Origin of the sequence: Aureimonas sp. D3 (assembly GCF_001463805.1) — a bacterium.
Classification (GTDB): Bacteria; Pseudomonadota; Alphaproteobacteria; order Rhizobiales; family Rhizobiaceae; genus Aureimonas; species Aureimonas ureilytica_A.
This window is the reverse complement of the sequence record NZ_BBWM01000029.1, coordinates 160,659-182,614: the sequence shown is the minus strand read 5'-3', so window position 1 is coordinate 182,614 and position 21,956 is coordinate 160,659. Positions and strand designations below refer to the sequence as shown.

The 21,956-nt window shown below is 65.2% G+C and carries 20 protein-coding genes; 4 read left to right on the top strand and 16 right to left on the bottom strand.

Going from position 1 to position 21,956, the window contains the following annotated elements; translation table 11 throughout:
* Nucleotides 1-9: 9 nt before the first annotated feature.
* Nucleotides 10-294, bottom strand: a complete 285-nt coding sequence (locus tag AUL36_RS08190) for a YiaA/YiaB family inner membrane protein (protein WP_058600143.1) — start codon at nt 292-294, stop codon at nt 10-12.
* Between the two features lie 50 nt (nt 295-344).
* Nucleotides 345-1,034, bottom strand: a complete 690-nt coding sequence (locus AUL36_RS08185; protein WP_062219630.1) for a PspA/IM30 family protein — start codon at nt 1,032-1,034, stop codon at nt 345-347.
* 105 nt (nt 1,035-1,139) lie between these two features.
* Between AUL36_RS08185 and AUL36_RS08180 the strand changes: the two genes are divergently transcribed.
* Nucleotides 1,140-1,736 (top strand): TetR/AcrR family transcriptional regulator, encoded by a 597-nt coding sequence (locus tag AUL36_RS08180; RefSeq protein WP_058635655.1) that lies wholly within the window; start codon nt 1,140-1,142, stop codon nt 1,734-1,736.
* Between the two features lie 12 nt (nt 1,737-1,748).
* On the opposite strand, the gene AUL36_RS08175 is transcribed toward AUL36_RS08180, so the two are convergent.
* Genes AUL36_RS08175 through AUL36_RS08165 form a run of 3 tightly spaced genes read right to left on the bottom strand, consistent with a single transcriptional unit; the run spans nt 1,749 to nt 6,864 of the window.
* Complete coding sequence (locus AUL36_RS08175; protein ID WP_062219627.1) at nt 1,749-4,799, bottom strand: efflux RND transporter permease subunit; 3,051 nt, start codon at nt 4,797-4,799, stop codon at nt 1,749-1,751.
* Nucleotides 4,796-5,881: an efflux RND transporter periplasmic adaptor subunit gene (locus tag AUL36_RS08170; protein WP_062219626.1), complete on the bottom strand. Its 1,086-nt coding sequence runs from the start codon at nt 5,879-5,881 to the stop codon at nt 4,796-4,798. Before AUL36_RS08170 ends, AUL36_RS08175 begins: the two co-directional genes overlap by 4 nt.
* Nucleotides 5,878-6,864, bottom strand: a complete 987-nt coding sequence (locus AUL36_RS08165; RefSeq protein ID WP_062219624.1) for an efflux RND transporter periplasmic adaptor subunit — start codon at nt 6,862-6,864, stop codon at nt 5,878-5,880. The genes AUL36_RS08170 and AUL36_RS08165 overlap by 4 nt, the downstream gene beginning before the upstream one ends.
* Nucleotides 6,865-7,081: 217 nt before the next feature.
* Between AUL36_RS08165 and AUL36_RS08160 the strand changes: the two genes are divergently transcribed.
* Nucleotides 7,082-7,741 carry a TetR/AcrR family transcriptional regulator gene (locus AUL36_RS08160; RefSeq protein ID WP_192843806.1) on the top strand — a complete coding sequence of 220 codons (660 nt, stop codon included), beginning with the start codon at nt 7,082-7,084 and terminating at the stop codon, nt 7,739-7,741.
* A 208-nt stretch (nt 7,742-7,949) separates the two neighbouring features.
* On the opposite strand, the gene AUL36_RS08150 is transcribed toward AUL36_RS08160, so the two are convergent.
* Nucleotides 7,950-8,288 carry a hypothetical protein gene (locus tag AUL36_RS08150; protein WP_058600150.1) on the bottom strand — a complete coding sequence of 113 codons (339 nt, stop codon included), beginning with the start codon at nt 8,286-8,288 and terminating at the stop codon, nt 7,950-7,952.
* A 129-nt stretch (nt 8,289-8,417) separates the two neighbouring features.
* Here AUL36_RS08150 and AUL36_RS08145 point away from each other — a divergent pair, with 129 nt between their 5' ends.
* A complete protein-coding gene (locus tag AUL36_RS08145) occupies nt 8,418-9,374 on the top strand; it encodes a LysR family transcriptional regulator (protein WP_058600151.1) in 957 nt (318 codons plus the stop codon).
* Nucleotides 9,375-9,378: 4 nt separating this feature from the next.
* Here AUL36_RS08145 and AUL36_RS08140 read toward each other — a convergent pair whose 3' ends face one another.
* Both AUL36_RS08140 and AUL36_RS08135 read right to left on the bottom strand, forming a co-directional pair.
* Complete coding sequence (locus tag AUL36_RS08140) at nt 9,379-10,119, bottom strand: pseudouridine synthase (protein ID WP_062219619.1); 741 nt, start codon at nt 10,117-10,119, stop codon at nt 9,379-9,381.
* Nucleotides 10,116-11,054 (bottom strand): class I SAM-dependent methyltransferase, encoded by a 939-nt coding sequence (locus AUL36_RS08135; protein ID WP_192843804.1) that lies wholly within the window; start codon nt 11,052-11,054, stop codon nt 10,116-10,118. The genes AUL36_RS08140 and AUL36_RS08135 overlap by 4 nt, the downstream gene beginning before the upstream one ends.
* Before the next feature lie 230 nt (nt 11,055-11,284).
* Between AUL36_RS08135 and AUL36_RS23200 the strand changes: the two genes are divergently transcribed.
* Nucleotides 11,285-11,428, top strand: coding sequence for a DUF1127 domain-containing protein (locus tag AUL36_RS23200; protein ID WP_082640350.1), 144 nt, complete (start codon nt 11,285-11,287; stop codon nt 11,426-11,428).
* 562 nt (nt 11,429-11,990) lie between these two features.
* On the opposite strand, the gene AUL36_RS08130 is transcribed toward AUL36_RS23200, so the two are convergent.
* The 8 genes from AUL36_RS08130 to AUL36_RS08095 form a co-directional block, all read right to left on the bottom strand.
* A complete protein-coding gene (locus AUL36_RS08130; protein ID WP_082655707.1) occupies nt 11,991-13,742 on the bottom strand; it encodes a BatD family protein in 1,752 nt (583 codons plus the stop codon).
* Nucleotides 13,743-13,756: 14 nt separating this feature from the next.
* Nucleotides 13,757-16,078 (bottom strand): VWA domain-containing protein, encoded by a 2,322-nt coding sequence (locus AUL36_RS08125; protein ID WP_192843803.1) that lies wholly within the window; start codon nt 16,076-16,078, stop codon nt 13,757-13,759.
* Between the two features lie 82 nt (nt 16,079-16,160).
* Nucleotides 16,161-17,195, bottom strand: a complete 1,035-nt coding sequence (locus AUL36_RS08120; RefSeq protein WP_062219613.1) for a vWA domain-containing protein — start codon at nt 17,193-17,195, stop codon at nt 16,161-16,163.
* A complete protein-coding gene (locus tag AUL36_RS08115) occupies nt 17,192-17,656 on the bottom strand; it encodes a DUF4381 domain-containing protein (RefSeq protein ID WP_062219611.1) in 465 nt (154 codons plus the stop codon). The genes AUL36_RS08120 and AUL36_RS08115 overlap by 4 nt, the downstream gene beginning before the upstream one ends.
* Nucleotides 17,653-18,588 (bottom strand): DUF58 domain-containing protein, encoded by a 936-nt coding sequence (locus tag AUL36_RS08110; RefSeq protein ID WP_062219609.1) that lies wholly within the window; start codon nt 18,586-18,588, stop codon nt 17,653-17,655. The genes AUL36_RS08115 and AUL36_RS08110 overlap by 4 nt, the downstream gene beginning before the upstream one ends.
* Nucleotides 18,589-18,605: 17 nt before the next feature.
* A complete protein-coding gene (locus AUL36_RS08105) occupies nt 18,606-19,592 on the bottom strand; it encodes an AAA family ATPase (RefSeq protein WP_062219607.1) in 987 nt (328 codons plus the stop codon).
* 285 nt (nt 19,593-19,877) lie between these two features.
* The gene (locus AUL36_RS08100) at nt 19,878-21,269 is read right to left on the bottom strand and encodes a sensor histidine kinase (RefSeq protein ID WP_062219606.1); all 1,392 of its coding nucleotides are present in this window, start codon (nt 21,267-21,269) and stop codon (nt 19,878-19,880) included.
* Nucleotides 21,256-21,933 (bottom strand): response regulator transcription factor, encoded by a 678-nt coding sequence (locus tag AUL36_RS08095; RefSeq protein ID WP_062219604.1) that lies wholly within the window; start codon nt 21,931-21,933, stop codon nt 21,256-21,258. Before AUL36_RS08095 ends, AUL36_RS08100 begins: the two co-directional genes overlap by 14 nt.
* Between the last annotated feature and the right edge of the window lie 23 nt (nt 21,934-21,956).

Genomic DNA, 21,956 nt, shown 5'->3' with positions numbered 1-21,956 from the left:
CTCAATCCCTCAAACGCGCGCGGAGCGATCGACGTCCATCAGCAGCTTCTCGGTGCGGGCGTCCTCCAGCCGGTTCACCAGGCGCGCCGCTTCCTCGCTGTCACGCAAGGTCTTGGTGACGGTGATGGAGGTCTGCACCAGCATGATCGAGGCCATGGCATAGAAGCCCTTGGCGGCGAAGCTGGCTTCCATCGACCAGATGCCGACCGCCATCATACCGACGGCCACCGCGAAGCTCGCGATCGTGAAGTTTTTCCAGGCGGACGAATGTTTCTGAAGAGGCGCTTCGGTCATGGCGAGGGGCTTTCCGAGAATGAGGTACGAAGGTCAAGGGTGAGGGCAGATCAGGCTGAGCGCGCGGCCCGCTTTGCGTCGATGCGACGCAGAACGGCCTCGGCTCCGGTATCGAGCGGCGCGCCGCAGCCGGCCTCCGCCAGCCTGCGGGCGGTCGCGTCCGGGTCGCCGGCGGCACTGTTTTCGCGCCAGAAGGCGTCGATGGCCTCGTCTTCCTCCTGCCGGCTGCGCAGGCGCGTCAGCGTCTGTTCGGCATCGTCGAAGACGGACAGGATAGGGCCGGGCAGCGCGCCACCGCCGCGACGCAGGCTCTCGCCGGCCTCGGCAAGCCGCAACCCGCCCTTGAGATCGCAGAGGCGCTGCTCGGCCTCGGTGACGCGGCGTTGCAGGCGTTCGGTCTGGCTTTCCAGTCGGCCAAGACTTTCGCCAGACCGGGCGCGCTCCACTTCGAGTTTGCTGATGGAGAGCGCTCCCTCGTGGGCGAGATCCGCCCTGCCTTGATCGAGCGCGGCCATGGTGCGCGTTTCCAGATCGCCGATCCGCGCGTCGAGAGCGGCGATCCGCGCTTCCTCGCGTCGGTTGGCGAGCGCGGCGAGAGCGACGTCCCGCCGCGCGGCGGCCAGCGCCTGCGCGCAGTCCCGGATCTGTTGGCGCAGGATAGTGAGCGCGTTGCGATCGCACGCCGCCTCGCTGGCTTCGAAGGCGCGCCCGCGCGCCAGGGCGGAAACCTGTTTCCACATCGGCCATTTCCTTCTATGAACATCGTTCAAGAAGGAAATTGGCACAGCCCTGAACATCGTTCAAGATCGAAATTGAACGCCGTTCAAAAAATTTTTGGAGCGCGTATGACGAAGCGGGACGAGAAGCGGCAGGACCTCAAGGCGCGCATCATCGAAGCGACGGAGCGTCGGATCGAGGAAAGCGGGGTGGAGGCCTTGCGCGCGCGAGACATCATGAGCGATGTCGGCGCGGCTCTGGGCGGACTTTACAACGTCTTCGCCGACCTCGACGATCTCGTTCTGCAGATCAACTCGCGCACACTGGCGCGGCTGAAGGTCGAATTGCAGACCGGAGCGATGCCGGACGGCGATCCTCGCGCCGAGTTGACGCGGCTGGGGCTCGCCTATCTGCGCTTCGTGCGGACCCACCCTCGACTATGGTCCGCCTTGTTTCAGCATCCCTTCGCGGCCGGCAAGCCGATCCCGGACTGGCATCGGGCCGAGCAAGGCGAGCTTCTCTCCTATCTGATCCTGGCGCTGCGGCCGCTTCAGCCGGAGCTTTCGGAAGCGGCGCTGGCGCTGCGCGCCCGCACCCTGTTCGGGGCCATCCACGGCATTGTCGAGACCTCGCTCGCCGAACGTTTCGTTGGGCTTGGCGAGCTGGATCTGGAGCGCGAGATCGAAGCCTTCATCGGGCTCATGGTGCGCGGCATGGCGGCTTGAGGCTCTCCCCGCTCAGGCCGAGCGGGGCGGGGCCTTGATGCGGAACCAGGCGACATAGAGCGCCGGCAGGAAGAGCAGCGTCAGCACCGTGCCGACGATGATGCCGCCCATCATGGCGTAGGCCATCGGCCCCCAGAAGATCTCGCGCGCGATCGGGATGAGCGCGAGACTGGCGGCCGCCGCCGTCAGCATGATCGGGCGCATCCGGTGCTCGGTCGCCTCCACCACGGCGTTCCAGGCCTCCATCCCGTCGCGACGAAGCGACTCGATCTGATCCACCAGGATCACCGAATTGCGGATCAGAATGCCGATCAGCGCCAGAATGCCGAGGATCGCGACGAAGCCCATGGGCGCGCCGCTCGGCAGGAGCGCCGCGACGACGCCGATAATGGCGAGCGGCGCGACGGCGAAGACCAGGATGAGTCGGCTGAAGCTCTGGAGCTGGATCATCAGGATGGTCGCCATGACGAAGAGCATCATGGGCACCACGGCCGCGATCGGCCCCTGGCTCTTGGCGCTTTCCTCCACCGCGCCGGCGACCGCGATATGATAGCCTGCGGGCAGCGTGCGGGAGAAGTTTTCGACGTCGGGGGCGAGTTGCTGAACCACGGTCGCGGGCTGCAGCGCGTCGGTGATACCGGCGCGCACCGTGATGGTCGGCACGCGCGAGCGCGTCCAGACGACGGGCTGTTCCACGCCGTAGCGGAACGTCGCGACCGCCGAGAGCGGCACGGACTGGCCGTTGCCGGTCGGTAGCTGGAGATCGCGCAGCGCCTCGATCGAGCCGCGCTCGGCCGCGACCGCGCGCCCCACGATGTCCACGAGGTAGATATTGTCGCGAACCTGCGTGACGGTGGTGCCCCCGACGATGCCGTTCAGCGTGGAGGCGATCGTCTCGGACGAGATGCCGAGCTGACGGGCGCGATCCTGCATCACGTCGATCTTCACGACGCGCGCCGGCTCGTTCCAGTCATAGGTGACTTCCGAAAGATGAGGATTGCCGGCCAGAACGGAGCCGAAGCCGAGCGACAGCGCGCGCACCGTATCCACATCCGGCCCGCTGACGCGGTAGGCCACGGGGCGGCCGACCGGCGGGCCGATGTCGAGAAGCTTCACATAGGCGTCCGTGTTAGGGAAGGTCCGCTTGAGATAGGCCGCGAATTCGCCCTGCAGACGGTCTCTCGCCTCGATGCTCTTGGTGACGATGATGGTCTGCCCGAAAGCGGGGCTCGCCGGCTGCACGTCGAAGGAGAGAACGAAGCGCACCGCGCCTTGGCCGACATAGCTCGACCAGTGCTCCACGTCACCATTGCCGGCGAGTTGCTCCTTCTCGAACCTTGCGATCTCGGCCGAAGTTTCGGCGATGGTCGCGTTCTGCGGCAGATTCCAATCCACGATCAGCTCGTTGCGGTCGGAGGAGGGGAAGAACTGCTGCTGGACGAACTGCATCCCATAGACCGACGCCCCGAAGGCGATCAGCGTCGCCGCGATGGTCAGCCAGCGCCAGCGCATGCAGAAGAGCAGGATCGCTGCGAAGCCGCGTGCCACGAAGCCCTTCTGTCCATGATGCTGCTTCATCGCCTTGGGCAGGATCAGAACGCCGAGAATGGGCGTGAACAGGACGGCGACGATCCAGGAGAGGATCAGCGCCGTCGCGATCACCACGAAAAGCGTGAAGGTGAATTCGCCCGCATTGCTGCTGTTGAGGCCGACGGGAATGAAGCCGGCAACGGTGACGAGCGTGCCCGTCAGCATGGGAAAGGCGGTCGAGGTGTAGACGTAGGTCGCGGCCTTGCGCAGGTCGTCGCCCGCCTCCAGCCGCGCCACCATCATTTCCACCGCGATCATCGCATCGTCCACGAGGAGCCCGAGCGCGATGATGAGCGCACCCAGCGAGATACGCTGGAGCGAGATGCCGGCATATTCCATGACGACGAAGGTCATGGCGAGAACGAGCGGAATGGCGACGGCGACCACCAGCCCCGCGCGAAGGCCGAGACTGACGAAGCTGACGGCGAGCACGATGATGACCGCTTCGAACAGGGCGCGGGTGAAGCCCGACACGGCCTCTTCCACCACTTGCGGCTGGTTCGATACGAGGTGAACGCCGATGCCGACCGGCAGCTCGCCTTCGATGCGCGTCATCTCGTCCTGAAGCGCTTCGCCGAAGGACAGGAGATTGGCGCCCGCCTTCATGCCCACGGCCAGACCGATCGCGGGCTCGCCATTGTAGCGGAAGAGCGCGCTCGGCGGGTCGGCATAGCCGCGCTTGATCTCCGCGACATCCGACAGGCGGAAGAAGCGGTCGCCCACGCGCAGATTGAGGTTTCGCAAGCTGTCTTCGGACGCGAACTGCCCGCTCACGCGCACGCTGACGCGCTCCGGCCCGGCCTGGATGACGCCGGACGGCACGACGGCGTTCTGCGCCTGGAGCGTCTGGAGGACGCTCTGCTGGCTGATGCCGTAAGCCGCGAGGCGGCGAGGGGAAAATTCGAGAAAGATCTTCTCGTCCTGCGCGCCGACGAAATCGACCTTGCCGACATTGGGCACGGTCAGGATCTTGGAGCGGGCGTCCTCGACATAGTCGCGCAGCTCGCGCTGCGTAAATCCATCGGCCGTGAAGGCATAGATATTGCCATAGACGTCACCGAAATCGTCGTTGAAGAACGGGCCTTGGACGCCGCTCGGCAGCTCGCCACGAATGTCGTTCACGATATTGCGGACACGGACCCAGACATTGGGCACGTCCCGGCCCTTGGTCGTGTCGCGCAAGTTGACGAAGATCGTCGTCTGACCGGGCACGGTCATCGAGCGCGTGTAATCGAGCTGCGGCAGTTCCTCGAGCTTCTTCTCGATGCGCTCCGTGACCTGACGCATCGTCTCGTCCACCGTCGCGCCCGGCCAGGCGGCGCTGATGATCATGGTCTTGATGGTGAAGGCGGGGTCTTCTTCCCGTCCGAGATTCAGATAGGAGAGGAAGCCGGCCACCGAGAAGACTAGCATGAAGAACCAGAGCATGGACCGATGGTCGAGAGCCCAGTCCGAGAGGTTGAAGCCCTTCATTGCGCTGCTCCGTCCGTCTTGACGCGCTGTCCCTCGGTGAGGCTGTACACCCCGGCCGTCACCACCCGCTCGCCCTCATGGAGGCCATCCAGCACCACCCATCCTCCGTCAGCCGCCCGCTTGAGGCTCACCGCGCGCGAAGCGACGCTCGCCCCATCGGCTGAAACAACCCAGACACGCGTCTGCCCCCCCGCTTCCAGGACCGCGGTCGCGGGCAGGGCGAGGGATTGCGCATCGTCTCCCGGCAGGGCGACTTTGACGATGGAGCCGAGGCGGAACCCTTCGCCGGGATTGTCCAGTGCGATCTTGACGCGCCGGCTGCGGGTGACCGGGTCGGCCAGCGGGGCGATCTCGCGCGCCCGGCCATCGGCCACGGCGGCGGCGTCGAGTTGCAGCGCGACGCGCAGCGGCGCGCCGATCCGCAACGACCCGGCGTCGCTATCGGGCAGGTCCACCACCGCATCGCGCAGATCGGGCCGCGCGACGGTCAGCACGGGCTGGCCGGCGGCGACGACCTGCCCCGGTTCCGCCGAAACCGCCGTCACGATCCCGTCGAAGCCTGCCACGAGGCGAGCATAGGACAATTGCTCCTGCGCCTTGGCGAGCGAGGCTTCGGCCTGGATGGACGAGGCGCGAGCGGCCTGCAGAGCCTGCTCCGCGCTGTCGACGCTCGCCTGTGTCGAGGTGTTGGACTGGCGAAGCGCCTGCTGGCGTTCGGCAACCCCTTGTGCGTTGACGAGCGTCGCCGTGGCGCCCGTCAGGGCCGCTTCGGCTGCGTCCACCGCCTGTTGCAGGAGAGTGGATTCCAGCGTCGCAAGAACCTGCCCCGCCTTCACCTCGCTGCCGACATCGGCGTCACGGCTGACGATGCGGCCCAGCAGCTGAAAGCTGTAGTCGGTGGACACTTGCGGCTCCACGGTGCCGGTATAGATCGGAGCTTGATCCTGAAACGGGCGCACGACGGCGGATTTGACTGGACGCACCACGGGCTCGGGCGCGGCCTCCTGCTTCTGGCAGCCGGCAAGAGCCAGGAGGGACACCAGCGAAACGGAAAGACGCGAAGGGCAGAGACGGGACGTCATCGGGCTGCGGCCTCCTGCGAAAGGCTGACCTTCTGGCCGGGGCGCAGAAGCTTGGTGCCTTCGACGACGACCTGCTCACCCGCCTGAAGGCCGCCGTTGACGACGACGGAGGCGGTCTCGTAGGTCGAGACATCGACCGGGCGCATGGACACTTCCGATGTGGCGGGGTTGAACATCCACAGCGCCGGCTTGCCGTCCAGCGAGGTGAGGGCGGCGGGGGGCACAACGAACACGGGCGGCGAGGGAATCGAGGCGGAACCGCTGACGGCCGCTCCCAGTGTCATGCCGGCCGGCACCTGATCCAGCCCGATCTTGACGCGCACCGTCGCCGTCTGCGGGTCCACGCTCGGCGCGACCTGACGGATCGCGCCCTCCGTTCGGATCGACGGATCGGCGATCAGCGCCACCGTAATGGCGGCGGGCTTTTTGTCTCGCAGCAGCAGCCCTTCCGAAATATCGAACAGCGCATCGCGCGGCCCGTCCCAGGCGATGGTAAAGACGGTCGCCGCAGCCTGCGCGATTTCGCCGACATCGAGCTTGCGATCTGTCACGATCCCGTCCGCATCGGCCTTGAGTTCGGTGAAGGAGAGTGCGTCCTCGGCGCTGGCCAATTCGGCGCGCGCCGACAGCGCGCCGGCATTGGCCACCTTGAGGGCTTGATCGGCCTGATCGAACTCGCGCCGGGTGACGAAGCCTTGCGAGAAGAGCGAGCGCGCTCTCTCGAAGGCGGCGGTGGCTTGCTGTACCTGCGCTTGCGCCGAGGCCACGCCCGCGCGCGCCGAGTCGACATCGGCCTGCTGCGTGCTCGGATCGAGGCGGGCGAGAACCTCGCCCTTGCGCACGGCATCGCCCACATCCACCCGCCGCTCCACGATACGTCCGTTGGTGCGGAAGGACAGGTTGTTTTCGGTGCGAGCCGCGATCGTGCCGGTGAGCGTCATCCGTTCGTCGAGGCGCTGGGGCTCGACCGCCTCGACTTTCACCCATTGTTCGACCTTGGGCGAAGCGGCGCTTTCACCCTGACATCCCGCAACCAAGGGAAGAAGAGCTGCAACGCATAGTCCAGTCGCCAAGCTTCTTATTGTCAAGAACATCCCCCTTGCCGGTCGAATCGGAAGCCGACGGACGCCGGGTCGATCTTTGGACACTCATCAGTTTCGATATTGACATAGGGAACTTAAGCGTTTCCAAATGTCAAGCATGAGATGTCCCGTCACCCATGCCGTGTTTCAGCGCCGCAAGTCCGGCCGGCCTCCTGTCCTTTCGGAGGAGGAGCGACGCCGGATCATTCTTGCGGCGGCCGAGGCGGCCTTCTTCGAGCAGGGCTATGGCGCGACCAGCATGGACGATGTCGCCCGGCGTTGCGCCATGTCCAAGAAAACACTCTACCGATCATTCGCTACGAAAGAATCACTGTTTCAAGAACTGATCGGGACAGCCTTGCGCAGTCTTCCGGATGTGGGGCTCCCACCGGGCGAGCAGTCGCTCGACGCTCGGAAAGCCTTGGCCGAAGCGCTCCGCTCCATGCTCGAAATGCTGCTTCACCCACGTCAATTGGCGCTGGCACGCCTTGTCGTATCGGAATCGGCTCAAGCGCCCGAATTGGCGGCCACGCTGCACGAGCAGGGTCTGGAGCGCTCGCAGCATTATCTGGACGGGGTGGTTGCGGGGTTGCGGTCCAAGGGGCTGCTTCGTCCCGAGACGGGCGAAGAGCTTGGTGTCTTCCTTCTCGACGCCTCGATCGGAGATTGGGCTTTTATGTTTCTGATCGGTCGCGTTGAAGCTCCGAGCCCGGAACAGATCGCGGAGCGGGTCGAGCGCGTCTTGGACACGTTCGGCCGCGCGATCTTCTCGGAATAGGCGTTTCAAAAGCAGGTCTAGCGTCCGACGGTCCCGGTCGGCTCGAGGGCGAGGCACTTCACAAGCAAAGCCGCCCGCTCCCGGCCTTCGCGACAGACCTCGATCGAGGCGGGCGAAGGCTGGGAGCGGGCGGCTTTATCGTCGCCATGTTTCGAGCCGGCGATGCGGGCCGAACGCCATGAGAAAGGCGTCGACATCTCCTGCCGTATCAGTTCAGAAAGCTGGCGTCCGAACCCGGCACCATGTCGGGCGCGATCGCGCCGGCCGGCTGAACGGGCGTGCGATGCACGGCATTGTCAGCCTTTGCGGCCGGGCCGGCAAAGGCCGCGTCCGACCCCGGCACGAGGTCGTCGGTCGAAACGCGGGTCATGGCCGCGTTCATGCCAGCCGTGCGAGGCATACCGTAGCGAACGCTTGAGGAGGCCTGCGGGGCGGCGCTGGTCTGCGCATAGAAAGCGGCGTCGGAACCCGGGACGATGGAATCGGCGAAAGCGGGAGCGGCCGTCGCAGTCATCGAGGCGAGAGCGATCAGGGTAACGAGCTTCATGGTCTTCAGTCCTTGCCAAACAGATCGCCTACTCAGTCCGACAACCGGTCGGTAGCGATCGTTGAAGCCAACATCGCTCCATCGTGCTATGAATGGAACTGAAACCTTGTCAGTGTGAGTGTGAATTTCATGCACTTTCGGCAGTTCGATCTGAATCTCCTGCGCGTCTTCGAAGCTTTGTTCGAGGAGCAGAACGCAACGCTCGCGGGCCGCCGGCTCGGCCTCAGCCCCTCGGCGGTCAGCCACGCGACGGCGCGGTTGCGCGAGGCCGTGGGCGATCCGCTTTTCGTCCGCATCCCCGGCCGCATGGTGCCGACCCAGCGTGCGATCGAGCTTGCCCCCTCGATTCTGGACATTCTGCGGCAGTTGCAGGACGTCCTGGAAAACAAAACCTTCGTGCCCACCGAGAGTCGCCGGGAATTCGTGGTGGCGACGGTGTCCTATGTTTCGCTGGTGGTGATTCCGCCGCTCCTGCGCGTGCTTCAGGCCCAGGCGCCCCATGTCCGGCTGCGCACCGTCCCGATCACGGATCATTCCATGCGCGATCTTCAAAACGGCGATATCGATGCTGTTCTCGTGCGCACGCGCGGCCAGCATGATGCGGTGGAATGTCATGTCCTGTTCGAGGAAACCCTGGTCTGGGTGGTACGCGCCGACCATCCAGCGATTCAGGACGGTCTGACGCACGAGCGACTGCGAACCATTCCCTTCGCTCGCATCTCGACGCCCGATCTCTGGACACAGCAAATGGGCGAGCGAAGCGGCTCCGCCTATGTCGATCTCGTTCAAAGCGAGCGTCAGGGCTGCGGCTCCGAGCCGGCCTGCGACCCGGCCGTGATCGTACCCGACAGTTTGAGCGCGCTCATGCTGGTTCTGGAAAGCGGCTTCGCGGCGCTGGTGCCGCGCCGCATCGCGACGCGCACCGTGCTGGGCCACCAGCTGCGAACCCTCGACACGTCCCACACATCCCCCGCCGCGCAGATCGGCGCCTATGTGGCGGCGCGCTCCCGGCAGGATGCGGGTGTCGATTGGCTTCTGGCCCGCGTGCGCGAGGCGACAACGGATATCGCCTTGCTCAAGACGTAGCGCCTCATGGCGCGGCGAAGATCGCCGCGATGTCGCTCTCGGTCAGCCGACGGATTGCGCCGGGCGCGAGGTCGGCGGGCAAGGACAGCGCGCCGACACTCTCGCGGTGCAGCGCCTCGACATGGTTTCCCGTCGCCGCAAACATGCGCCGGACCTGATGGTAGCGGCCTTCGTGCACTTGGAGAATCGCCTCGCGCTCGCCGACCACTTCCAACTCGGCGGGTGCGAGCGGCTTGTCCTCGCCGTCCAGCATCAGGGTGCCCGTCGCGAAGAGCGCCGCCTCCGTGCCGTTCAGCGGGCGGGCGAGATGGGCTCGGTAGCGTTTGGGCACGTGGCGGCTTGGCGAAATGATGCGATGGAGAAGCGCGCCGTCATCGGTCATCAGGAGAAGCCCCGATGTCTCCTTGTCGAGCCGGCCGACCGTCGAGATCGCCGGATCGCGCCGCCGCCAGCGCGCGGGCAGGAGATCGTAGACCAGCGGGCCCGCCTCCTTGTGCGAGCAGGTGACGCCGAGCGGCTTGTTCACCATCAGCGCGAAGCCGGGCAGGGGGTCCAGCGCCTCGCGATCCACCACGAGCCGCGTTTCGAGATCGGGCGTCAGTGCCAGGCGCTCGTCGGCGCGCGGCACCGGGGCACCGTCCAGAAGAATGCGTCCGTTCTTGGCCAGGAGCTGGATCTCGCGGCGCGAGGCATAGCCCATATTGGCCAGAAGCTTGTCGAGGCGGGAGGTCGGTATCTTGGTCATTTGCGCGCTTCGAAAATCTTGTAGCCGGCTTCCTCGATGCGGGTTTCCACATTGCGGAAATGCGCCCGCAGCACGTCCTCGTAGGGCATGTGTCGGTTGGCGACGAGGAGCAGCGTGCCCGAGCGCCGCAGCATTCGGCTGGCCGCCACGATAAAGGCCTGGCCCAGTCCGCGATCCTCGATCCCTTCGCTGTGGAAGGGCGGGTTCGTCACCACGAAATCGAGATCGGCGAGCCGGGTCTCGCGCACGTCGTCCCAAAGAAACTGCGCGCGGGGATCAGCGACGTTCACCTGCGCCGCCTCGACCGCGCGGCGATCCAGCTCGACCAGTGTCAGCGCTTCCACTTTGGCCGATTGCAGGACGGCGCGCGAGAGAACGCCGAGCCCGGCGCCCAGATCGGCCCCACGCCCGGACAGGGGCGGGAGATGACGAAGCAGAAGCGCGGAGCCAGGGTCGATCCGGTTCCACGAGAAGACACCAGGCTGCGATAGGAGGCCGAGGTCGGGCACGCTGACCGGGGCGCCGGCCTGGATCGCCTCGTCCAGTTGCAGCCCCTCAGTGGGTCGCGTCACCGTGCAGATGCGCTGGCGGGCCTTGAAGCGCTCGCTGACCTCGCAGCCCATCTCCTCCAGCTCGCCGCGCAGCCGCTGGCCGCCTTTGTCCTTGGCCGCGGCGACCGTGAGCAAGCCGCCGGGCGCCAGAATGCGCAGCGCATGGGCCAGCACGTAGCGCCGCTCGATCGAGCCATGCGGGGCGGCCACCACCAGCTCTTCGAACGCGGCGTCGGCCAAGCGCTCGAGTGCGGCCGAGCCGGGGCGCAGCGGCGAGAGCTGCACGGCGCCTTCGGGCACGTCCAGAAGATCGGAGGGCGGAGCGCCGTAGACGGCGCATCGGACGGGGGTATCTGACGGTATGGTCTGCACGGCGCGAGCCATAGCAGCTTTGCCATTCCGGCCAAAGCCCCGAAGCCTTGGCATCGGGGCGGCCGTGGGGTTGCAGCATTCGCATGGCTGGCCTGCATCACTCCGATAGCGAAGAAACGCAGATCTCCCTTTCGACCTTTGCGCTCCTCATTGAACGTAGGGCGGCGTAGGGTTCAACCATCGAAAGACAAGAGATCGCCGGCCACCATCGATGAGAGGCCGGGCACGCAAAGGACAAGACCATGAACCTCTCCCGCTTCTTCGAAACCCGTCGCCAGTATCGCCAGACGACGCGCGAACTGAACCGCCTTACGGCCCGCGAGCTTTCGGATCTCGGCATCGTTCGCTCGGACATTCCGGCTATCGCCCGCCAGTCGGTGCGCTGACAGTTTCTCGCCTTTCGCTCCAGCCGGTCCTCTCCCGGCTTCGAGCGTACCGGCCGAACGGTTCCTCCCACCTTCGGCCACCTCCTGACGCCCTTGCCGGTCCTCCCCCGGCGAGGGCGTTTTGCTGTTTGGAGACATAGGGATCGGCGGCAAGACTTCTCCTGTCCGGCGCAAGACGAGGGGAGGGCGACGAAGAGTGGGGTTCGGCAAGCCGATCGGAAGGCAGATCCGCATCGAGTTCGCGTGTGTTCGGTTTCTCTGTTTCCAAACCGCGAAGGAAACGTCTCATCGATCTTGCGGAGAAACGAGCGCCATTTTCGCCGGTAGACGTGTGCCGAAGCGAAGAGGCGTGAAAGCAGCGACCGAAACGGTCGTATCGCGTTTGGTCAAATGATGATCGCAAGAATGCGCTGCGGCCGGCACGGCGGAAAATGCGCGCCGATCGGTCATCAAACCCATCTGGTGGCGGGCATGGCGGGTGGGGACGCCTTGTCCGCCATGCTCCACTCTCGCATTCGTTCAGGAACTCGCCGATACCGGCTTGCCGCCCGATCCTCCTGCCTCACGCCGGATAGAGCGACGGTAGGTTCGACGATGTGCGACTTTGCCCGTGGCCGATCTTGCGGTCTTCCCTCGCCAGAAGGTCGAGCCAGTCGCGGGTTTGAACCTCTGCGGTTTCGGCTGCGGGCGCGAAGGCTGCTTTTTCCAAAGCGGCAATGGCCTCTCTGGCGGCATCGGTCATTACCGGATCGCCGCCCGCCAGCCGACGCCAGGCGAGAACGCAGCCATAGGACCCGCGCAGATCGCCGGATTTTTCCTTGGCTTCGGCCAGAGCCAGTTGCTTGCGGCGTGCAGACAACGTGTCGGAGGGTTCCCCGCTGGACGTTTGCGCGGCTACAGGCTTGCGAGGGCTTTCACCAGAGCCCTGCTTTCGTCTGACATAGAGGGCAGCACCGCCGAGCGCGGCCAGAACCGCAGCGGCGCCGAGTCCCGCAAACAGAGGCCATGTCTCCCTGGTTTCCTCGCGTGCCTGCGACACGGCAGAAGAGGCCGGTGCAGCTTGAGGTGCCGCCTTTGCAGCTTGCTTGGCTGCCGGTAGCGTTCCCTCGGCCTTGATGACCTCGCTCGGCAGCGTGGCCGTCTTGGCTTCTCCCGAGACGCTGTCGGTCCAGTTCACCTTGATCTCGGGGAGCGTGATCTCGCCACCACGGGTCGGCACCACGGACAGGAGGAAATCCTTTCGGGCGACGGTGCCTTGCGCCGTTTGATCGTCGCCCGTCTGGGTGTCATCCAGATAGATCCGTGCGCCATCCGTGTTCTCGAAGGACAGATCGGGAAGCTGAGCTGCGCTCGCGCCGAGCGCCAGAAGGCTGACGCGCCGGGTCACCGACTGCCCTTCCTTGAAGACCGGGTGCTCGGGAGACCATTTGGCGATGAGCTGAACGTTCTTGGCGGGCAGGAACCACTGGTGCTGCCCGGAGCCGGCGTTGGGGTCGGCGCGAACCGTCAGCTTGATCGGCTCGGAGCGAACGGTGAACGGTTTGCCGCTATCGAACATGTCGTCGAACATGCCCGAGGGAAACCCGGGAAAGCCCATGTCTGCAAAGGGATCGCGCCCCTGCGCTGAAGGCTCTTCGACGGCGCCGCGCAGGACGAAGGGGGGAATTTCGATGGTCCCCTTCTGTTGGGCTTTCAGCATATAGGTTCGCTCGATCACGTTGACCGTCCGCCCGTTCCGGGTGGCCTGGCTCACCCGGTCCTCCCCGCGTTGCGCGAGTTCGAAGGCGCTGGATTGCGGCGCGACGAGCTCGGCGCTCTTGATGGGCGCGCTGGTCTCGACCCTGACGGTCAGCGGCGTTTCCTGAAACAGAAAAGGGCTGCTGTCTTTCACGGTCGCCGAAACGCCGATCCCCGAGGCGCCCGTGGCCTTGGGCATGGAGCCCGCATCCACCACCTCGATCGCGACGGGAGCACTGCTGAGGCCCCCCGCACTGATCGCGGGGATTTCCAGTGTGCCCTTCGACTTCGGCGACAGGGAGACGATCCAGCTCTCGCTTTGGGAACGCCGCCCGTTGATGATTTGCAGCGACGAGGACTGCGAGGTGCCGAGGATGTCGAAATCCTTCTGGAGCGGCGTGAGATCCGGCCTGGCATCCGGCTGGCCGTTGGCCGTCAGGGTCAGTTGAAACGTGTCCCCTTCCGCCACCGTGCCGCTGTTCACATGAGCCGAAAGGCCGGCGGCGAAGGCGGGAACGGCGAGCGCCATGACAAGAGCAGCAGCGCTGACGGTGGTCTTGAGCCTATGGAAACTCATGGTTCTGCTTCCTCTCAATTGGAGCCAGACCGAAGCTGGGCGTAATGTTGACGAATACGGGCGCGCAGCAGGCCGGACGGGTCGTCGGGCACTTCGCGCAACTGCTGCTCGACCGCCTGATCGATGACCGGAGCGCCGGGAACGGAGGCCTTCACCGGCTCACCGCCCTTGTCCCCGCCATTGCCGTCCAGCACGCTGGACAGCATTCTCGACAGAGCGTTTTCGCTCTTCTTGCCGGTTTGCTGGCCCTCGCTCCCGGACGCGTTTGCCTGCTTATGGGCCTGAGTAGCCTCCTCGGCGGCTTTGTCCGCCTCAGCCAGCCCATCGGAGCCGGTCTTGTCCTGGGGCTGATCTTGTTGCTGGCCGGCCTGCTGACGGTCGCCTTCCTGGCCTTGAGGTTTGGTTGCGGAGGCATCCTGCTTCTGCTCCTGGCCGGCACCGGCCGTCTGATCTCCCGCCTTTTCGGCCGCGTCTTTCTCGGTGCCTGCTTTGGGGGACTGGTCGCCTTTCGACTCGTCGGAGGGCTTTGCCGCCTTGTCTGATGCCTGATCTCTGGGTTGTTCACCCTGCGATGCGCTTTGCGGAGTGGCGGACCGCTGCCGATCGCCGGATTGTCCGGCTTGTCCGCCGTTCTGCTTCTGCGAATCCTCGGAGGCCTGCTTCTGGTCTTTTTGGCCCTCTTGGCCGGCCTGCCCTTGAGAAGGCTGCTGGTCCTGTTTTTGGTCGTTACCGCCGGCTTTTTGCTGCTGTTCCTTTTGGCCGGAACCGCCCGCCTGCTGGTTTTGGCCTTGCTGATCGCCTTGGCCGGATTGCTGTTGCTGCGGGCCTTGAGAACCGGGCTGCTGGTTCTGTTGACCCTGCTGGCCGGATTGTCCCTGCGATTGCTGGTCCTGCTTTTGACCGTTGCCGCCGGCTTGCTGTTGCTGGTCCTTTTGGCCGGAACCGCCCGCTTGCTGCTTTTGGTCCTTATTGTCGCCAGGGCTGAGTTGCTGCTGCTGCTGCTTGTTTTTCTCCTGTTCCTGTTCCTGTTCCTGCTTCTTCTGGTCGTCGAGCAACTTCTGGACCAGCTCGCGATTGGACTTCGCGTCGCCATCCTGAGGATTGGCCGCCAGCGCCTCGTCGTAGGCCCCGAGCGCTTCCTTCAGCTGGCCGGATTTGGCCAGCGCATTGCCGCGATTATAGGGGTTGGCGGAGAATTCCTGAGCCGCAGCCGCGTAGTCACCCGCCCGGTAAGCGGCGCTGGCGCGCCAGGATGGTGTCTCGAACTTGCCGGTCGCCGCCTTGTAATCTCCCGAGGCAAAGGCCTGTTTGCCTTGCTGGTCGGAGGTCGCCCAAAGGTCCTGCCAGGTTCCCGCGTGGGCGGGCCGAGTGGCAAGGCCGGGCAGGACGTTCAGGCCCGCGATCAGTCCGATGCTGAAGACGAGACCCCGCCGGAAGGCCAGGGGCAGAAGGAGGACCGGCAGGATCAGGAGCCAGTAGCCCATATCGACCCAGCTGTCCGCCTTGACGTCCTCGGCCTTGCCGGCGGTCTCGACGCTGTCGGTCTTCGGCAGGATGCGGTCGAGGTCGGTGCTGTTCGCGGTCACGCTGGAATAGACGCCACCACCATCCCGAGCCACCGCGCTCAGACTCTCCGCATCGAGTGAGGTCGTCACCGTCTTGCCCGAGCGGTCGGTGATGGCCTGACCGCCCGCCGTCTGCAATGTCGCGCCCTTCTCCGTGCCGACGCCCAGAACCGAGACGGTATAGCCCGCCTTGCGGGCTTCGCTTGCCGCCTTTTCGGTGGCCGCCGCATCGCCGGCATTGTCGACGAGCAGCACGATCTTGCCGCGCGCCGCATCGGCGCCCTTCAAGACGGACACGGCCTCGGAGATGGCGAGATCGGGCCGGTCGCCGAGAACCGGCATCAGCTTGGTGGAAAGCTCAGGAAGCATCTGAGAAATCACCTTCTGGTCGCTCGTCAGAGGCGCTGCGACGAAGGGGACGTCGGAATAGATCACCAGGGCGCGCTCATCCCCTTCCGTCCGGGTCAGGATGTCGCTGAGCTTGTGAACCGCGCTGCGCAGGCGGCTCGGCGACAGGTCGTTTGCGTTCATGGACTGCGCCAGACTGAGGACAGTGACCACGGGCTCGCCGCCGGTAAAGGAGGGAACCTCGGCCTTCCGCCAGGTCGGCCCGGCCAGCGCCGTCACCAGGACGACCAGCATGGCCGCCGCCACGGATGGCAGGACGCGCGATGCGCGGGCGCTCTCGCCGCCCATGGCCAGATGCCGCAGCAGATGGGCGTCGACATATTGGCCCCATTGGCCGCCGGTGGCACTCTTGCGGGATCTCAAGGCGAGCCAGAGAAGAAGGCCCGCCGGGATCAGCGCCCAGAACCAGTCCGGACGCAGGAAGTGGAACAGATGCGTTTCCATGTCAGGCTTCCTTGTGGGCCGGGCCCTTGATGAAGGAGCGGTTCTTGATGAGGGCGGGAGCCGTGCCGACCAGCACGGACAGCGCGGCGACGAGCAGGGCGAGACCGGCCGGCCAGAAGTAGAGGGCGACTTCGGGGCGCACATGCACCGGGTCGGCGCCGACCGGCTCGAGCTTGTCGATGGACCGGTAGTCCTCGGCGAGGCCCTTGACGTCCGTCGCCCTGAAATATTGGCCGCCGGTCAGTTCCGCGATCTTGCGCAAGGCGCCTTCGTCAAGGTCCGACGAGGGATTGACCATCTGGCGACCCATCGGGGTATCGACGGCCATCGGACCGCCGCCGACGCCGATCGTGTAGATCCGAATGCCCAGTTTCTTGGCGAGTTCGGCCGCCCGGATCGGGTCCATCTCCCCTGTATTGTTCGCGCCATCCGTCAGGAGAACGAGAACGCGCCCTTCCGCCGGCCGGTCCTTCAAGCGTTTCAGGGACACCGCGATGGCATCGCCAATGGCCGTTTCCTGACCGGTCAGCCCGACTTCGGCCTGATCGAGGAGATTGCGCACGACCTGCCGGTCGAATGTCAGGGGCGCCTGCAGATAGGCGCGGTCCGAAAAGAGGACCAAGCCGATCCGGTCTCCCTTGCGGGCGTCGATGAACGCATCGGCTGCATCTTTCACCACGTCGAGGCGGGTGGCCGGCCGGCCGCCGACGGCGAAATCCTGCGAGGCCATGGAGCCGGAGAGGTCGATCGCCATCATGATGTCGCGCCCCTTGGCGGGCAGCGGCACTTCCGGCCCGACATAGGCCGGACGGGCCAGCGCCGACACCATCAGCAGCCAGACCAGCGAGGCGGCGGCGAGCTTCCACCAGGATGTCGAAACCCGGTCGGCCCGGCTTCCCAGATCCCGCGACAGGCTCGCGAAAAACGGAACCTTCAACGCACCGCCTAATCCCTTGTCGGCGGGTTTGAGAAAACGGCGCAGCACGAAGGGCAGCGGTAGCAGGAGAAAGGCAAGAGGCCAGAGAAAGGTGATCATCCGTTCCTCCTGATCCAGGCGGCGATCTCCGTGCGCAGCGCCTCCGGTTCGAAATTCTGATTGGCTGGCGGGCCGTAGGGACCGATGGCCAGAAGCGTCGCACCGTCGCGGCTCATGCCGTGTTTGCCCTCCATCAGAAAGGCGCTCCACGCCGCACCGGTCAGAACATCGGCCCCGGCCGAGCGGCGGCGGGCGACCCGTCGCAGCAGCGAGGAGAGCTGCGTGAGAAATTCGTCGGGCCGTTCGGGATCGATCGCCTCCAACTCGCGAAGCGCCAGAAAACGCGGGCTCCGGCGGCGCAGCGAGGTCCAGACGAGCGTGGCCACGACGAGAACGAAGGCGAGCGCGATGAGCACCCACCAACCCGGCGCGAGCGGCCACCAGCCGATGGGCTGCGGCAGGTGGATGTCGCGAAGCTGGTCCAGTTGGGCCTGCATCTGGGGCGTGAGTTCGGTGCTCATGCGGCCAACCTCAGATCGAGACGCGGACGCAGAATCGAGGCGGGATCATCCGGCGTCTGGAGGAAGTGGCAAACCATGCCGTGGGGCCGGCTGACGAGCTTCAGCCGCTCTCGGCGCGCCTCGAAGTCCTGGGCGTAGCGTTCGAGTTTGCGTCCGCCCAGCACCGATACGGCCAAGGCCTGCTCGCCATCGGTGAGGCGCCCGCCGCGCGGCGGGAGGGCGGCATCGAAGGGATCGGTGATCTGGATGTTGGTGACATGGGCATTGACGGCGAGATGTCGCAGCTCGGTCTCCGCTTCGTCACTGAGATCGGAGAAGTCGCTGATCACGAAGGCCAGCGTTCCCGGCCGGTTGCGGTGACGCAGACGGCGCAGGGCCTGCGCCAGCGTCACTTCCGTGCCCGAAACCCGCTCCAGCCGGGTTTCCTCCGACAGGGCTTCCAGAAGTCCCAGCACCGAGCGCCGGGTTCTGGCAGGACGAAAGTCCCGCAGACCGTCTCGTGTCATGACCAGTCCGCCGACACGATCGCCGCCGTCATGGCCGGTCCAGGCCATCATGGCCGCCACTTCGGCCGCTAGATGAGACTTGAAGCGGCTTCTGGTGCCGAACTGCATCATCGCACGCAGGTCGGTCAGAATGACGATGGGCCGCTCCCGCTCTTCCTGGAACAGCTTGGTGTGGGTGTGGCCCGTGCGGGCCGTCACGCGCCAGTCGATGGATTTCACGTCGTCGCCGGGTTGATACAAACGGCTTTCGGCGAATTCCATCCCGCGTCCGCGATAGATGGACCGGTTGGCGCCCCATTGATGGGTCGCGACACGGCCCGATGGCGCAAAGCCGGCAAGGCCGCGTTGCGGGCGCACCCGAACCAGATCGGGCAGGGTCGCGACAATGCCTCTGAGGTCTGGGCCTTTCAATTCTCGCTCTGTCATGACGCTCTCCCACCCGTTCAAGCCACCGGAACCCGGTCGATCAGGGCATCGATGAAAGCATCGGCCGTTTTGCCTTCCGCTTCGGCCTCGAAGCTCAGGATGATGCGGTGGCGCAGCACGTCATGCAGGACGGCCTGCACATCGGACGGGGTCGCGAAATCCGCCCCGTTCATCCAGGCATGCACGCGCGCGCAGCGGTCGAGAGCGATGGTCGCGCGGGGCGATGCGCCATAGGAAACCTGATGGGCGAGGTCGTCGCCGTACATCTGGGGACGGCGCGTCGCCTGGATCAGCTGGAGGATGTAGCTCGTCAGCGCCTCCGAGGCATGGGTTTTGAGCGCGGCGTGCCTCGCCTCGAAAATCTCCCGCTGCGACACCCGAAAGGACGGCTTGACGGTTTGCGCCATGGCTTCGCCCCGCACGATCCGCAGCACTTCGCGTTCAGCCTCGGCGGACGGAAAGTCGATCTTGACGTGCAGCATGAAGCGGTCGAGCTGGGCTTCGGGGAGCGGATATGTCCCTTCCTGTTCGATCGGGTTCTGGGTCGCCATCACCATGAAAAGCTGCGGCAGACGGTAGGTCTGGCCGGCGACGGTGACCTGGCGCTCGGCCATGGCTTCCAGAAGCGCCGACTGCACCTTGGCCGGCGCGCGGTTGATCTCGTCGGCCAAGATCAGGTTGTGAAACAGGGGACCGGGATGAAACTCGAAGGTCGCTTTTTCCGGGCGATAGATCTCGGTTCCGGTCAGGTCGCTGGGAAGGAGGTCCGGGGTAAACTGAACGCGGCACGGCTCGCCCTCGATCAACTCGGCCAGGGTGTTGACGGCCTTTGTCTTGGCAAGGCCCGGCGCGCCTTCCAGCAAAATGTGCCCATCGCCGAACAGGCCGAGCAGCAAACTGTCGACAAACGTCGCCTGGCCGACGATCCGCTGGTTCATGTGATCGCGGAGCGCATCGACAAGGGCGTTGTTGGTGCGGGGGACGGTTCGAAGTGTATGGCTCATCGGAATGCCTCGCAATCGGGCCCGGCCTTCCGCCGAGGCGCCGCGGTTTCAATGTCGAAACTTCGATGAAGGCGAGACACCCGTCAGGGGCAGTTCCAGCGCCTTTGTTCGCCAGTCTGGCGAGGCGTAGACCGGCCGTGCGAACCGGGGGACGGGCTGAAGAGGAACGTCCTTCCAGCATCGGCGGCCCGGATCGGTTCTCGCGTTCACGGTTCATGTCCCGAAGGCGATGAACGACGAGGACACTAAGCGAGGCAGTTTGAGGCAGCTTGCGGCGTTCTTTAATTATCGTTGAACTTGGAGCCTTGGGAAGGACACCGTGACGCGGAGGCCCGGATGATCGGCGGAGCCGGGATCGGTCGCGGACAGCGCGATACCGGCATCGTGGTGGTCGGCAACGGCCTTGACCAGCGCCAGGCCGAGACCGCTGCCCGGCTTGCTGCGAGCGCTGTCGAGCCGTTTAAACAGGTCGAAGACCTCACCGCGTTGCCCGTCGGGGATGCCGCCGCCGGTGTCCTCGACGATGAGGTCGAGTGTGTCGGGCCGGTCCTCTAGACGAACCCGGATCCAAATGCCCGAGCCGCCATGCACGATGGCATTCCCGACGACGTTGGCAAGCAGCTGCTGCACCATGCTCTTGTCGCACAGGAGCCGACATGTCTCAGCCTCGCCGGGCCGAAACTCGAGCGTTTGCCTGTTCTCCTGTGCCAGCGGCGCGAAGAATTCGAGCGTGTTCTCCACGAGGCCGCCGAGGTCGATCAGCTGCATGTCTTTGCGCGGCGAGCCGGCGCGGATTCGGGTGATGCGCAGAATGGTGTCGATGATCTCGTTGAGCGACCCGGTCTCGCTCAACGCCCGTTCGACTTGGGGCTGCGGATCACGCCCGGCCTCGATCGCGTCCAGCGCATCGTTCAACACGAGCCCGACGCGGGCGAGCGGGCTTTTCAGATCGTGTGCGATCGCCGTCGTCGTGGCGCGCATACTGTTCATCAGGCGCGAGAGAACGTCGAGGTTCGCGTTGATCTGGAGGGAGATGCGGTCGATCTGGTCCGTCCTCACCCCGATCGGAACGCGCGCCTCGGAGTCCCCGCTTGCGACGCGTGCGAGAACGCCCTCGATCGACCTGAGCTTGGAAAAACTCTCGCGACTCGCCAGCAGGCCCAGACCCAGTGTCCCAAGGGTCAGGAGCACGGTCATGGCGGTGAGGCCCGCGATCATGTGAACGCGCATCTCGTCGACGGCCTCGAGACTTCGGCCGACGACCAGCGTTGCGTCGCTGAACTTCTGAACCGACAGCACGAAATGCCCTTGGCTCCCCTCGGCGGAGACGAGTTGCAGCCTGATGTCGCGCACGCCGATGAAGTCCGGCATGGCGAGGTCGGCACCGGCCAGATGGATCCCATGTTCGTCGTAGATGGTTGAGATATGCTCCTGGCTGCTGACGAGCTTGCTCAGCGTGCCGATGGCCTTCACCAGGCCCTCGCGTCCCTCGGCGGCGTAGACGTCGCTGAGAAGGACGGCTTCCTCCAGGGTCTGCTGCTCCGTGACCTCGCGCAGGGCTTTCGTGGCCGACCCTATGAGAAGCGTTCCGCCGACGGTCATCAGAACGAGAACCCCGATCGCGACCTTGGCCGAGGTCCGAAAGGAGCTGCCCGACAGAAGATCAGTGAGGCGCACGAATTCGGTATCCCATATTGCGCACGGTCTGGATCAAAGCCGTATCGAAGGGCTTGTCGATCTTCTGGCGCAGCTTGCTGATATGGGTTTCCACGACGGTCGTTCCCGGATCGAAGGAAAAATCCCAGATCTTCTCCAGGATCATCGTCCGGCTCACGACCCGGCCCTCCGCTTCCATGAGGAGTTCGAGCAGCGCGAATTCCTTGTTCTGCAGATCGATGACCTGCCCCTGACGGATCGCTACGCGCTTGAGAAGGTCCAGCTTCAGATCGTGGCAGGTGAGCTCCGTCTTGTGGCTGTTCTCTTTGGGGCGCCGCGACAGGGCATGAATGCGGGCAAGAAGCTCCGAGAAGTGAAACGGTTTGACGATGTAGTCGTCAGCGCCCGCCATCAGCCCCTCGACCTTGTCCTCAACATCGGAAACCGCCGTCAAGAAGATCACCGGCAGGGAACTGTTGGACGCTCTCAGCGCCTTGACGAGAGAAAGCCCGTCGAGGCCCGGCATCATCCGGTCGACGATGGCCAGATCGCAGGTGTTATAGAGGCAGTAGGTCAGCGCTTCGCGGCCATCGCTCACCCAATCGACCGAAAACCCCTGTTCGATAAGACCTTTGCGGACGTATCCCGCCATCGTCTCATCGTCTTCCGCAACCAAAATCTTCATCGCGCGGACTTTCGATTAATCAC

What these genes read in the sequence shown, in the direction of transcription:
- AUL36_RS08180 (WP_058635655.1), top strand. Translation starts at nt 1,140, where the DNA reads ATGACGAAGCGGGACGAGAAGCGGCAGGACCTCAAGGCGCGCATCATC.
- AUL36_RS08105 (WP_062219607.1), bottom strand. Translation starts at nt 19,592, where the DNA reads ATGAGCCATACACTTCGAACCGTCCCCCGCACCAACAACGCCCTTGTC.
- AUL36_RS23200 (WP_082640350.1), top strand. Translation starts at nt 11,285, where the DNA reads ATGAACCTCTCCCGCTTCTTCGAAACCCGTCGCCAGTATCGCCAGACG.
- AUL36_RS08175 (WP_062219627.1), bottom strand. Translation starts at nt 4,799, where the DNA reads ATGAAGGGCTTCAACCTCTCGGACTGGGCTCTCGACCATCGGTCCATG.
- AUL36_RS08150 (WP_058600150.1), bottom strand. Translation starts at nt 8,288, where the DNA reads ATGAAGCTCGTTACCCTGATCGCTCTCGCCTCGATGACTGCGACGGCC.
- AUL36_RS08095 (WP_062219604.1), bottom strand. Translation starts at nt 21,933, where the DNA reads ATGAAGATTTTGGTTGCGGAAGACGATGAGACGATGGCGGGATACGTC.
- AUL36_RS08135 (WP_192843804.1), bottom strand. Translation starts at nt 11,054, where the DNA reads ATGGCTCGCGCCGTGCAGACCATACCGTCAGATACCCCCGTCCGATGC.
- AUL36_RS08140 (WP_062219619.1), bottom strand. Translation starts at nt 10,119, where the DNA reads ATGACCAAGATACCGACCTCCCGCCTCGACAAGCTTCTGGCCAATATG.
- AUL36_RS08120 (WP_062219613.1), bottom strand. Translation starts at nt 17,195, where the DNA reads ATGATCACCTTTCTCTGGCCTCTTGCCTTTCTCCTGCTACCGCTGCCC.
- AUL36_RS08130 (WP_082655707.1), bottom strand. Translation starts at nt 13,742, where the DNA reads ATGAGTTTCCATAGGCTCAAGACCACCGTCAGCGCTGCTGCTCTTGTC.
- AUL36_RS08110 (WP_062219609.1), bottom strand. Translation starts at nt 18,588, where the DNA reads ATGACAGAGCGAGAATTGAAAGGCCCAGACCTCAGAGGCATTGTCGCG.
- AUL36_RS08145 (WP_058600151.1), top strand. Translation starts at nt 8,418, where the DNA reads ATGCACTTTCGGCAGTTCGATCTGAATCTCCTGCGCGTCTTCGAAGCT.
- AUL36_RS08115 (WP_062219611.1), bottom strand. Translation starts at nt 17,656, where the DNA reads ATGAGCACCGAACTCACGCCCCAGATGCAGGCCCAACTGGACCAGCTT.
- AUL36_RS08160 (WP_192843806.1), top strand. Translation starts at nt 7,082, where the DNA reads ATGAGATGTCCCGTCACCCATGCCGTGTTTCAGCGCCGCAAGTCCGGC.
- AUL36_RS08190 (WP_058600143.1), bottom strand. Translation starts at nt 294, where the DNA reads ATGACCGAAGCGCCTCTTCAGAAACATTCGTCCGCCTGGAAAAACTTC.
- AUL36_RS08170 (WP_062219626.1), bottom strand. Translation starts at nt 5,881, where the DNA reads ATGACGTCCCGTCTCTGCCCTTCGCGTCTTTCCGTTTCGCTGGTGTCC.
- AUL36_RS08185 (WP_062219630.1), bottom strand. Translation starts at nt 1,034, where the DNA reads ATGTGGAAACAGGTTTCCGCCCTGGCGCGCGGGCGCGCCTTCGAAGCC.